A 12,317-nucleotide genomic window follows, 5' to 3' on the forward strand; every position below is an offset into this window, starting at 1 on the left:
TTCTATTATGATTCTTTGTATTTTTGTTATTCAGCGGTAGATGCAGTCGCGCAGGCGGATCAGCCCTTGCCGCATCTCCTCGGTCGGGGCCACCATTGCGACCCTGATATATCCCTTGCCGGGGTTATCCCCGTTCACATCTTTGCTCAGATACGCGCCCGGCAGCACCCGCACCCCGGTTTCGCGCCACGCTTTCAGCGCCGCTTCTTCGCCATCGTCGACAGGCAGCCACAAAAAGAACCCGGCTTCGGGCGCTTTGTAGCCCTGAATGCTGGCGAACACCTCGTCCGCGGCCACATATTTTTCGCCGTACAGGCGGCGGTTTTCGATGACATGGGCCTCGTCCTCCCACACCATTTGGGAAACATGCTGAATCGGCAACGGTAGCGGTGCCCCTGCATAGGCCCGCAACTGGCGCACATGCTTCAGGGTTTCGACCCCGCCAGCCACAAACCCAGACCGCAACCCCGGCAGGTTTGACCGTTTCGACAGCGAATGAAAAATCACCACCCGTTCCGGATCAGCGCCCAATTCCTGCGCGACCTGCATAGCCCCCACAGGTGCATCCTGCCGATAGATTTCCGAATAACATTCGTCCGCGAAAATCTGGAAATCATATTGTTCCGCCAAACGGATCAGCGCCGCCCAATAGTCGCGGCTGGCAACGGACCCCTGCGGATTGGCAGGCGAACAGATATAGGCCGCGGCGACACGGTTCAGCACCTCGGGCGGCAGGGCAGTATAATCCGGCAGATACCCGTTTGCGCGGGTGGCCGAAACGAACACAGGTTCAGCCCGGACGGAAATCGCCCCAATCATATAGACCTGATAAAACGGGTTCGGGATCAGCACCACGGGGCGCTTTCCGGCTTTTTCCTCGGGGATCAGGGCCATCGCTGCGTTATATAGCCCTTCGCGTGTCCCATTCAGCGGCATGATTTGGGTGTCCGGGTCCACCGTCACACCATACCGGCGGTCCAGAAACCCGGCAATTGCCCCGCGCAATCCGGGCGTTCCGTCATTCGGCGGATACTGCCCAAAGCCTGCGATATTATCGGCCATGATCTGCCCCACCCAATCGGGAAAGGCATGTTTTGGCTCTCCGATTGTCATGTGCATGACGGGACCACCCGCTTCGTGCGCGTCCAACAGGGCGCGCAAACGCGGGAAAGCATAAGCCGGTAGGTTGGCAAACCGCTCGGGAAACATATCACACTGCCTCAAATGTTTCGGGATCATAGCGCCCCGTTTGCGGTCAGAGTACCGAACGGCGCGCCTTTCGTCCAGATAAAGCAGTGTAACGTGTTTGTCCTGTGTCGTTTTTGACAGCCTGTCCCCAGCGATCACCCCGCCCGTAGCGCAGTTTCCGCCGCCGCTGCGATCCGCAAAAGCCGTTCTTCCTGCATTGGCAGCCCATTAAAGGTGATCCCGCAAGACGGCGTTCCCGTCGGCATCGCAATCCCACATCCACCCATCAGATTGCCCACACGGGTATTCTGCAAGGCCAGCAGATTTTCCGAAACATAGTAATCGTCGTCATTCATCAGCCGATCAGCATTCGGCGGCAGAATCGGAGAGGTCGGACACAGCACCGCATCAAACCGCGCGACACGGGCGTTCCATTCGGCCCGGCATTCCTCCAGCTCTTGCCAGGCCTGCACATAATCCGGTGCGCTGAACTTTGCCCCGCCCCGGAACCTGTCCAGAATGCGATCAAACATCAGATGGGGATTTGCCTCGATCACATCGCGCCACAGGCCATAGGCTTCGGTCGGATACAGCGGCCCAGCCAGATCCATCGCGCGGGCCACTTCGGGGGCGTCTATGTCTTCGATCACGGCCCCGGCATCGCGCAGTTTGTCCAGGGCGCTTAGATATGCCGCCAATGGTTCGGGGCGCAGATGATCCATCACCACCGTTTGCAGTGCCGCAAAACGCCGCCCCTTCAGTGTCGCCCCACGCAGATCGGCAGCGGTCCCACCTTCCAGAACCCCCAACATCAAAGCTGCATCTTCAACGGTACGGCACAGCGGGCCAATCGTATCGAATTTCAGGCAAAGCGGCACCACGCCATCCAGCGGTATACGGCCCGACGTGGTTTTCAGCCCCACCAGATCGTTCCATGCCGATGGGATACGCACAGACCCGCCGGTATCCGACCCAATGCCACACGCCGCCAAACCAAACGCCACCGATGCAGCCGCCCCCGAGGACGACCCCCCCGGAACCGCATCGTGATCATTCACACAGGGCGGCGTCGCTGTCACCGGATTCAGCCCCAACCCGGAAAAGGCCAGTTCGCTCATGTGGGTTTTGCCCAGACACACCAACCCCTGTGCTGTCGCATTGCGCAACACCCATGCATCACGGTCCGGCACGCGGTCCTTTAGCAGGGCCGACCCGGCTTCGGTTGCAACACCAGCCGAATCAAACAGGTCTTTCCAACTGATCGGCACCCCATCCAGCAGGGACAACCGATGCCCGGCTTTGGCACGCTCGGCGGCGGCCTTTGCCTCGGCCCGTGCGCGATCTGCGGTCACACGGGCATAAATACGATCCCGAAACGGATTGGCGTCTATCGCTTCCAGATAGGTTTCTGTCAGCGCAACGGGATCAATCGCCCCTTCGCCAATGCCACGCCCCAGATCACCCGCGCTTTTCCATAGCCAGTCCTGCATACCCATCGCTCCTGTCAGATTTTTCTGAACGGTAGCGGCAGTGCGGCACATGGACAATCCCGCATCCACCACCATATTTGCCGCATGAGTAATGAAAGCGATATCCTGATCGTCGGCGGCGGGCTGAATGGCCCCGCGCTGGCGCTGGCCTTGGCGCAGGCAGGGCTACGTTCAACCGTGATCGACGCGTTGCCGCGCGGCGTTCAGACCGACGATAACTTTGACGGACGCGGTTACGCGCTGGCGCTGGCGTCTAAGCGGCTATTGGCGGGTATTGGTGTCTGGTCCGAAGTGGCCCCACAATCGCAGCCCATGCTGGACATCAAAGTGACCGATGGCCGCGCGGGCGAAGGGCCGCTTTCCCCTTTCTTTCTGCATTTCGACCATACCGAAATCGAAGAAGGCCCGATGGGCTTCATGCTGGAGGACCGCTTTCTGCGCCGCGCCCTGTCCGACGCAATGGACAAAACCCCGCTGATTACAGTGCTGGACGGTGAAACCGTCACAGCACAGGCTGCGGATGCAACAGGGGTGACGCTAACGCTGGCCTCTGGGAAAACGCTGCGGGGGAAATTGTTGGTCGGGGCCGATGGCCGCCGGTCCGGCACAGCAGAACGCGCCGGGATCAAACGGTCTGGTTGGGATTACGGCCAAACCGCGCTGGTCTGCGCCATTGAACACGACTTGCCCCACCACGGTATTGCGCATCAGTTCTTCATGCCCCCCGGCCCGTTGGCGATTCTGCCGCTGCCCGGCAATATGTCCTCGGTCGTGTGGTCCGAAACCCACGAAAACGCGGCGGCCTTTCAGGCACTATCGGACGAAGACTATATGCAAGTCCTGCGCCCCCGGTTTGGCGATTTTCTGGGGCAAATCCGGTTGGTCGGCAAACGCTTCACCTATCCGTTGAACCTGACCGTCGCCAACAGCTTTGTCGGGGATCGTCTGGCCCTGATCGGCGATGCCGCCCACGGGATGCACCCCATCGCAGGCCAGGGGCTGAATGCCGGTCTGCGCGATGTGGGCGCATTGGCGCATGTACTGACCCACGCCAAACGCCGGGGCGAAGATATTGCCGCGCCACTGGTGCTGGATCGCTATCAGGAATGGCGTCGGTTTGACACAGCAACACTGGCGCTGACCACGGACCTGACGAACAAGCTATTTTCCAACGACAACCCGCTGCTGCGACTGGGCCGGGATATCGGCATGGGTGTCGTGAGTGCCCTGCCGGGGCTGCGCCGGACGTTCATCCGCGAAGCGGCTGGGCTGAATGGTGAACTGCCCGATTTGATGCGCTAAACGTCACCCAGCGCTACTCTGGCAAGCAAGGTTCTGCCGGGTTCTTTCTTGGCTAAAATATCCCCGCCGGAGGCATCCGTCAGCGCGGCAAGCATCGCCTTTATACGGTAGCATCACCTCTCTACCCTTCCGAAGAGCCTGCGTGCGCGTCAGCGCCCCCCCCAAAAAAACAAAAAAGCCCCGCCAATCTGGCGGGGCTTTCTGTATCATAAAGGCGCTATATCAGGCCTTTTTCGCGGCTTTCTTGACCGGCGCCCAGATGCGTTTGTTGGTCAGGTACAGCAGCACCGACAACAGCGTCAGGAACAGCACAGCTACAAAACCAGCCTGCTGACGTGCCATCATCTTCGGCTCTGCCGTCCACATCAGGAAAGCAGCCACATCCTCGGCCTCGTGGTGCAGTTCGTTCGAATGTTCGTCTGCGAATTCCACATCTTCACCGGACAACGGCGGGGCCATTGCAATCCAACCACCGGGGAACGCGGTGTTTTCATAGAAAGTGGTGCCTGCTTCCTCTTTCTCCTCGCCGGTGTAGCCGGTCAGGATCGAGACGATGTATTCGGGACCACCGATACCGTTGAACAGCTGGCTCATACCCGTGCCATACGGGCCGTGGAAGCCCGAACGAGCCTTCGCCATCAGGGACAGGTCAGGTGCCTTAGGGTCGCCGCCAACAGGGAACTTGTCAGCAGGGGTCCGCGGACGCGTATCATCCAGCTCTGGGTCGAAAATATCCAGTTGGGCTGCATAGGCACGCACCTGATCCTCGGGCAATTGCGGGCCACCTTCATCGGCCAGCGTCCGGATCGGAACGAACTTCAGACCATGACACGCCGAGCAAACTTCGGTGTACACCTGAAGGCCGCGCTGAAGCTGCATCTGGTCGTATTTACCGAACGGCCCTTCAAAGGAGAAGTCGACGTCATGAACGTGGCCGTTTGCTCCGGCCGCCAGCGCGCCACCTGCCGAAAGGGTCAGGGCGGCAACTGCGGAGATCGCGAGTTTCTTAAGCATTATCCCGTTTCCTTACTTATTCGGCAGGTTTGCCGTAATGGTTGTTGAAGTCTTCCTCGATCGTGGCCGGCGCAGCGGTCGGCTTTTCGATCACACCCAGCAGCGGCAGGATGACCAGGAAGTACGCGAACCAATAGGTGGCGCCGATCAGCGAGATGGTCGAGTACGGCGGTTCCGCAGGCATTGCACCGGCCCACATCAGGACCATGAAATCAACGGCCAGCAGCCAGAACCACCATTTGAACATCGGACGATAGCGACCCGAACGCACACGCGAGGTATCCAGCCACGGCACCAGCGCCATGACAGCGATTGCACCGAACATTGCCAACACGCCGAAGAATTTAGCGTCGATAATGCCGCCGGTGATCCAGCTTGCGAACATCACAACCCAAACGTCAGCGGTGAAGGCACGCAGGATCGCGTAGAACGGCAGGAAGTACCATTCAGGAACGATGTGTGCAGGCGTCGCCAGCGGGTTTGCCTCGATATAGTTATCGGGGTGGCCCAGATAGTTCGGCATGAAGCCGACGATGGCAAAGAAGACCAGCAGCACAACGGCCAGCGCGAACACGTCTTTGATCACGAAGTAGGGCCAGAACGGAACGGTGTCTTTTTCTGCTTCGGCTTTCGACCCGCGGCGCACGTCAACACCCGTGGGGTTGTTGTTGCCGGTGGTGTGGAAGGCCCAGATGTGAACCGCGACCAGCGCAGCAATCACGAAAGGCAGCAGATAGTGCAGCGAGAAGAAGCGGTTCAGCGTGGCGTTGTCCACAGCCGGTCCGCCCAGCAGCCATGTCTGGATCGGTTCACCGACGAACGGGATCGCGCCAAACAGGCCGGTGATCACGGTCGCACCCCAGAAGGACATCTGCCCCCAAGGCAGAACGTAACCCATGAATGCGGTGCCCATCATGCACAGGTAGATCAGCATACCGATGATCCATGTGATTTCACGCGGGGCCTTGTACGACCCGTAGTACAGACCACGGAAGATGTGCAGGTAGACAGCAACAAAGAACAGCGAAGCGCCGTTTGCGTGCAGATACCGCAGCATATGGCCGCCGTTCACGTCGCGCATGATGTGTTCAACCGACGCAAAGGCCAGCGAAACATGCGGGGTGTAGTGCATCACAAGAACGATGCCGGTGACGATCTGCAAAGCAAGGCAGAAAGTCAGAATGATGCCCCAGATCCACATCCAGTTCAGGTTCTTGGGCGTGGGGATCATGATGGTGTCATAGAGAAGGCCCACGATGGGAAGGCGCGAATGCAGCCACTTCTCGGCGCCCGTTTTGGGCTCGTAATGATCGTGCGGAATGCCGGACATGTGCGCGTTTCCTTATCCCAGTTTGATCGTGGTTTCGTCTTCGAACGCCGCGACGGGAATGTCGAGGTTCCGAGGGGCGGGGCCTTTGCGGATGCGACCGGCTTCGTCGTAGTGAGAGCCGTGGCAGGGGCAGAACCACCCGCCGAAATCACCCGCGCCGTTGCCGATTGGCACACAGCCCAAGTGTGTACACACACCGATCATCACCAGCCATTCGCCAGCTTCGTCCAGCGTGCGGTTTTCATCCGATGCGTCGGCATCCGGCTTGTTCGCATTTTCCGATTTCGGGTCGATCAGGTCGCCGATGGCGACGGAACGGCCCGCTGTGATTTCTTCCTCGGTCCGGCGACGAATGAAGACCGGCTTGCCCAGCCATTTCACGGTCAGCTGCGTGCCGACCTCGACGCCCGAAACGTCAACGCGAATCGAGGACAACGCCTGCACATCCGCGGAGGGGTTCATCTGATTAACAAGCGGCCAAACTGCGGCACCCGTCGCCACGGCACCTGCGCCGGCGGTGGCGTAATACAGGAAATCCCTGCGGGTGCCTTCGTGATCTTCTGCGTGGGACACGAGGTTTTCTCCATTCTTCGGCCGAAACCGGCCTATACGATGTGGGGCCACGGGTTGCGCAGCCTTTCCGTGGCGCTATTTAGCCGGGGATTTCCGCCCAGTCCAGCAGACAATGCCGCGCAGGGGTGGCGGAAAAGCAACAGGTGCGAATCTGTCGCGCTTGTTCTGGTGTTTTTCGGGCCGTAAACTCGGTACACATTCACGTTTTGAAAAGTGTGACGCGTTCGCGACTCGCTTTTCGCGTATCGCACCGCAAACGGACAGAACCATGTTCAAGAAACTAATCCTCGCACTGGCAGCCTCCACCGCATTGGCTGCCCCGGCTGCCGCCGAAATCGAAATCAACCTGTATATGGGGACAGAAGCCCCCGACAGCAGCCGCATCAGCGGCACAGATGTTACCGCAGGCGCATTCGACACCACAATCGACTGGGAAGGCAAATCTGACGCGATGCCCCCCTATTATGGTGCCCGCGCAACGTGGTGGACCAATTCAAATATCGGTTGGGCTTTTGAATTCAGCCATAACAAGGCCTACGCCCCCGCTGCACAAATGGCCGCAGTCGGCTTTGACCGGATGGAATTCACCGATGGCCACAACATCCTGACGCTGAACGTCATGAAACGTTGGCCCGGCGCATGGGGCAACAAGGTCACGCCCTATATCGGTGCGGGTTATGGTGCCGCGATTCCCCATGTCGATATCCGCCCTGTGGGTGGCGCACATACCTTTGGCTATCAGGTCACTGGCCCCGCCTATCGCCTGCTGGCCGGTGCCAGCTACAAAATCAACGACCGTTGGTCGGTTTACGGTGAATATCAGTTCACCCATTCCGACAACAAAGTTGATCTGGAAGGCAGCGGAACCTTGGAAACCAAGATCACCTCGAATGCCTTCAACTTCGGTGTTGGTATCCACTTCTGATTCGGCAACACCAATGCCGTCCTCAAAAGGGCCAGATCGGAACCCCCGGTCTGGCCCTTTAATTTTGCCCTTCCCCCTCGCTCAGGCGGGGGCGGTCGCTTTCATACTCTCACGCTCGGAAAATACGGCATACCAATCGTCCAGCGCCCCACGGCCCGCACGCCAATTGCGGGCATCATGCCGGAAATCCAGATACCCCAGCGCACAGGCCACGGCGATTTGCCCCATGTTCAGCGGCCCATTCAGGGAATCCATCCAGCGGGTTTCCAAGGCATCCAACGCGCCTGAAACCTTGCCCCATTGCGCTTCGACCCAATCCTCGCTGACCAAATGATCCGGGCGCACCCGTCTTTCGTAGACCATCAGCACAGCCGCATCCATGATCCCGTCAGCCGTCGCTTCCAGTGTCAGAATCTCCCACAGGGTATCGTCCGGGTACAGCCCGCCCTTGCCGCGATCATCCAGATAGCGGCAAATCACCCGGCTATCATACAGCGCCGGACCGTCATCGCGAATCAGGGCTGGTATCTTGCCCATCGGGTTTGCTGCGCGCACCTCGGGCGGGGTGGAAACCGGCGTCGTCATCACCGGCATCAATTCTACCTGATCAACCTGCCCGGTTTCATACATCAGCGCCATCACCTTACGCACAAAGGGCGAGGCCGAGGCGTATACGAGTTTCATGGAAAACCTCCCTATTGCTCCGCCACAAAGCTTAGGAGTGGCGCGTCCGCCTGTCCATCTTTGGTTCTTAATCCTGCATCGGGGGTGTGCGCATCAGATCGGCCAATGCGGTCAGCTCTGCACCGATCCCACCCACAGCCACGGCTTCAGCCGCTGCCAGCCGCGCGGATTCGGGTTTGTTTTGCGCCAGCTTCCATGTTCCCTGCACATCGCTGATCGTCAAAACGCACGGCACGATCTGGCGCATCATACGCTCCAGCAGATCATCCGGCATCTTACCCATCTTCCAGATCGGTTTGGGGGCCAGTTGTTCCTCGAACCTGTCAGACAGTTTGTCTAACACCTCGCGCATCCTGTCCTGCGGCAGCAATTCGGCCATGCCGCTTAGATGAACGGCAACGTAATTCCATGTCGGCACCTGATCTTCGGCCTGATACCAATCCGGCGAGATATAGGAATCCGGTCCAGACACCGCCAGTTTGACTGGCGCAGCCACCCGCAAACGCCGGGCAACTGGATTGCTTCGGACCAGATGGAACAGCGCCCTATCCCCCTCCAGAACAAAGGGGACATGGCTGATCAGGGGCATTCCATCCTCGTCCGCAACGGCCAGCACGCCAAAGCCACGGTTTGCCGCAAAGCGCAGGTTTTGATCTTCGGAAATGTAACGGAATGCGGGGTTCGGGTGCATGGTGATCCTTTCGCGGTTCCCCGCAGATTACACCAGCAAATGCGCCCCGTCCCGCCCGGAAATTACGGCATCCACAATCGCACCTTCGGTTTGATCCGTGCCGAACTGCACCTCGGTGAACTGTTCCGTCCGCCCCATACGCGGATTTTCCATCAAAATCCGGTGGCCCTGCCCCACTTGCCCTGCAAGATGCAGATCAACCCGCCGCGCCCCCGCATCCCGCAGGGCGGCTGCCCGCACCTTGATTGCCCGGCCATCCACCTGCGGCATCCGCGCGGCAGGGGTGCCGGGGCGGGGGCTGTAGGGGAACACATGCAGCCATGTCAGTGGGCATTCTTCGACCAGTTTCAGCGAGTTTTCAAAATGCGCGTCCGTTTCCGTTGGGAATCCGGCAATAATATCCGCGCCAAAGGTCATGTTCGGGCGCAGCTTTAGCGCCTCCTCGCAGAACCGAATCGCATCGTCGCGCAGATGGCGGCGCTTCATCCGCTTCAGGATCAGATTATCGCCGTGCTGAAGCGACAAATGCAAATGCGGCATCAGGCGTGGTTCGGTGGCAATCGCCTGCATCAGGTTTTCGTCCACCTCGATCGAATCGATCGACGAAATCCGCAACCGCGGCAAATCCGGCACCAGCTTCAGGATGCGCATCACCAGATCGCCCAGCTTTGGTTCCCCCGGCAGGTCCGCCCCCCACGAGGTCAGATCAACCCCCGTCAGCACGACCTCGTTAAACCCCTTATCGACCAGCCGCTTGATCTGATCCACCACCACACCGGCAGGCACAGACCGCGAATTGCCCCGGCCATAGGGAATGATGCAGAAGGTACAGCGGTGATCGCATCCATTCTGCACCTGAACATAGGCGCGGCTGCGCGTTCCGAATCCATCAATCAGATGCCCAGCGGTTTCAGTGACCGACATGATGTCATCCACCTGAACACGTTCGGTATCCCCAATGAAATTCGGCCCCATCGCAGCCCATGTTTCCGGCTGCATCTTTTCGGAATTGCCGATCACCACATCCACCTCGGCCATCGCGGCAAAGGTTTCCGGTTCAGTCTGCGCGGCGCAGCCGGTGACAATCAGCTTTGCCGTCGGGTTTTCACGCCGCAGCTTACGAATCTCTTGCCGGGCTTTGCGCACAGCCTCGGAGGTGACAGCGCAGGTATTCACCACCACCGCGCCTTCGATCCCGGCCTGCGCCGCCAGATCGCGCATCGCCTCGGTCTCATATGCGTTCAGACGACAGCCCAGAGTCGCAAAAATCGGTGGTTTCGTTGTCATAGCTGCGCCAGAAATTGCGGGGTCAGTTCCGCCGTAAAGACATGCATGGTTTCCCCGGTCATCCACACGCCATCGTCCCGCCAGTCAACCCACAGCGTTCCACCATCCAGATCAATCCGCACCTTGCGCCCTGTCAGCCCGCGCCGCGCCGCCGCCACCGCCGTCGCACAAGAGGACGAGCCAGACGCCAGCGTGATGCCAACACCGCGTTCCCACACCCGCATCCGCAAATGATCCGGGCCAACAAGCTGGGCAAACTGCACATTGGTCCGTTGCGGGTAAAGCGGGTGATGCTCGATCTCTGCGCCCCGTGCGGCCAGATCCACCGCCCCGACATCCCCCACGAAAAAGGTACAATGCGGATTGCCCATGCCGGTCGCCACAGGCGCCCCGTCAATCGGCAGCTCCAGTGTATCCATTTCATATGCCAGCGGAATTTCATCCCATCGCAATTGCGGCTGCCCCATATTGACCGAGGTCAGCCCGTTCCCCGCATCCACCGCATACAGATCCCCCCGATCCGTGGTCAGATGCAGCCGGTCCTTGCCTGTCTCCTCGAACAGATAGCGGGCAATGCAGCGTGTCGCGTTCCCGCAGGCCGCCGATGTCGACCCATCCGCGTTATAGAACACCAAATGCGCGTCCCCGGTTCCGTTTTCGATCACGGCCAACTGGTCATAACCCACGCCCTTGTGCCGGTCCGCGATGGCGATCACCAGGGCCGAGGGCAGCGGAACAGGATTCGCGCGAGCGTCCACGACCACAAAGTCATTTCCCAACCCGTGCATTTTCATAAACGGCAAAGATGTCTGCGCAATATTTTCCATCGCGCCGATATACGCCCGTTCCGGGGCCGTTTCCAGCCTTTGACCCCAAGTTTATTGGGCTTTACGCCACGCCGCCAACGCCCACCACATGCCATCCTGACAGGCCGTGATGAAAAGAATTTGAAAAACTTTGAAATTCTCTGCTTTTTTGGGTTGACCCTACCCCCGACTATTTCTAGAAGCGCCCCCACAGTGGGCCGTTAGCTCAGTTGGTAGAGCAACTGACTTTTAATCAGTGGGTCGCAGGTTCGAATCCTGCACGGCTCACCACTGAAATCAATGACTTAGACGATTTTCAATCAAAGCCACGTTTCGCGTGGCTACCACCGGGCTACCACCGATTAAGATTTCGCGGTGAATCGGGCGGATAGAGGCGCTGGGCGAAAGGCGTGATCCGGTGGGCGTGTTGGCATCATTCGTGATGTGGCCGCGCCTCAGGCTATCCGGGGCGGCGCTGGGTCTGGGGTGGTCATACATAGAATCTATCCCACCGCGCGCCCTCGGGGCGCAGACGGGGCACCCGTCGCGCAAAATTTGCCATTTTGGGCATTTCCTCGAATTGCGGGGGCGGAGGCGGGCAAAACCCCAAAAACAGCTATGCTTAAAACGCAGGTCATTAAATTTTGCTGTAACTCTGTAACTTTGTTACCAATATATGTAAGTTATTGTTATTACTTACTTATTTACCTCTATTTTGGTAACAGAAAAAGTTACAGAAAAATCGGGCTGTTACACGTAAGTCTTTGATATTATTTAATTCGCACATTTTTTACGCAGAAAATGCAGATCGATAATACCCCAGTTTTTGTGCATTTTCGCACCCAAAGCCAAGAAAAACGGGGCTTGGGCGGCAGTGTGTCAGTTGATCGGCAACCGCGATATTCTCATGGGGCAAGCCCTATGTTTGGTTCATTCTTGCACAGCCTAAACCAACGCCCCTTAGTTTAGGCTTCGCGTTTTGTTAAGTGATTGAAAACCCACACCCTCTGGCGCACCGTATACATTC

General features: G+C 58.7%; 11 protein-coding genes and 1 tRNA gene. 3 read left to right on the forward strand and 9 right to left on the reverse strand.

Features of this window, described 5'->3' with window-relative positions; all coding sequences use genetic code 11:
* Positions 1 to 30: 30 nt before the first annotated feature.
* A complete protein-coding gene (locus tag FN828_RS00865; RefSeq protein ID WP_142491491.1) occupies positions 31 to 1,209 on the reverse strand; it encodes an aminotransferase class I/II-fold pyridoxal phosphate-dependent enzyme in 1,179 nt (392 codons plus the stop codon).
* 134 nt (positions 1,210 to 1,343) lie between these two features.
* Positions 1,344 to 2,678: an amidase gene (locus FN828_RS00870; protein ID WP_142491492.1), complete on the reverse strand. Its 1,335-nt coding sequence runs from the start codon at positions 2,676 to 2,678 to the stop codon at positions 1,344 to 1,346.
* An 84-nt stretch (positions 2,679 to 2,762) separates the two neighbouring features.
* Here FN828_RS00870 and FN828_RS00875 point away from each other — a divergent pair, with 84 nt between their 5' ends.
* Positions 2,763 to 3,980 (forward strand): FAD-dependent monooxygenase, encoded by a 1,218-nt coding sequence (locus tag FN828_RS00875; RefSeq protein WP_142491493.1) that lies wholly within the window; start codon positions 2,763 to 2,765, stop codon positions 3,978 to 3,980.
* Positions 3,981 to 4,202: 222 nt separating this feature from the next.
* Here FN828_RS00875 and FN828_RS00880 read toward each other — a convergent pair whose 3' ends face one another.
* Genes FN828_RS00880 through petA form a run of 3 tightly spaced genes read right to left on the reverse strand, consistent with a single transcriptional unit; the run spans position 4,203 to position 6,897 of the window.
* Entirely contained in the window at positions 4,203 to 4,994 is a 792-nt protein-coding gene (locus tag FN828_RS00880; protein WP_142491494.1) for a cytochrome c1, read from the reverse strand.
* Between the two features lie 16 nt (positions 4,995 to 5,010).
* Complete coding sequence (gene petB, locus FN828_RS00885; protein ID WP_142491495.1) at positions 5,011 to 6,324, reverse strand: cytochrome b; 1,314 nt, start codon at positions 6,322 to 6,324, stop codon at positions 5,011 to 5,013.
* A gap of 12 nt (positions 6,325 to 6,336) precedes the next feature.
* The gene (gene petA / locus FN828_RS00890) at positions 6,337 to 6,897 is read right to left on the reverse strand and encodes a ubiquinol-cytochrome c reductase iron-sulfur subunit (protein WP_142491496.1); all 561 of its coding nucleotides are present in this window, start codon (positions 6,895 to 6,897) and stop codon (positions 6,337 to 6,339) included.
* A gap of 268 nt (positions 6,898 to 7,165) precedes the next feature.
* Here petA and FN828_RS00895 point away from each other — a divergent pair, with 268 nt between their 5' ends.
* Complete coding sequence (locus FN828_RS00895; protein WP_142491497.1) at positions 7,166 to 7,822, forward strand: outer membrane protein; 657 nt, start codon at positions 7,166 to 7,168, stop codon at positions 7,820 to 7,822.
* An 81-nt stretch (positions 7,823 to 7,903) separates the two neighbouring features.
* Here FN828_RS00895 and FN828_RS00900 read toward each other — a convergent pair whose 3' ends face one another.
* The 4 genes from FN828_RS00900 to dapF form a co-directional block, all read right to left on the reverse strand.
* Positions 7,904 to 8,506: a glutathione S-transferase gene (locus FN828_RS00900; protein WP_142491498.1), complete on the reverse strand. Its 603-nt coding sequence runs from the start codon at positions 8,504 to 8,506 to the stop codon at positions 7,904 to 7,906.
* A gap of 67 nt (positions 8,507 to 8,573) precedes the next feature.
* Positions 8,574 to 9,197: an FMN-binding negative transcriptional regulator gene (locus FN828_RS00905; protein ID WP_142491499.1), complete on the reverse strand. Its 624-nt coding sequence runs from the start codon at positions 9,195 to 9,197 to the stop codon at positions 8,574 to 8,576.
* Between the two features lie 27 nt (positions 9,198 to 9,224).
* Positions 9,225 to 10,484 carry a tRNA (N(6)-L-threonylcarbamoyladenosine(37)-C(2))-methylthiotransferase MtaB gene (mtaB, locus tag FN828_RS00910; RefSeq protein ID WP_142491500.1) on the reverse strand — a complete coding sequence of 420 codons (1,260 nt, stop codon included), beginning with the start codon at positions 10,482 to 10,484 and terminating at the stop codon, positions 9,225 to 9,227.
* Entirely contained in the window at positions 10,481 to 11,311 is an 831-nt protein-coding gene (gene dapF, locus FN828_RS00915; protein WP_142491501.1) for a diaminopimelate epimerase, read from the reverse strand. Before dapF ends, mtaB begins: the two co-directional genes overlap by 4 nt.
* Positions 11,312 to 11,505: 194 nt before the next feature.
* Between dapF and FN828_RS00920 the strand changes: the two genes are divergently transcribed.
* A tRNA-Lys gene (locus FN828_RS00920) sits at positions 11,506 to 11,581 on the forward strand.
* Positions 11,582 to 12,317 lie beyond the last annotated feature (736 nt).

The organism is Thalassovita litoralis, from assembly GCF_900182725.1.
Taxonomy (GTDB): domain Bacteria; phylum Pseudomonadota; class Alphaproteobacteria; order Rhodobacterales; family Rhodobacteraceae; genus Thalassobius; species Thalassobius litoralis.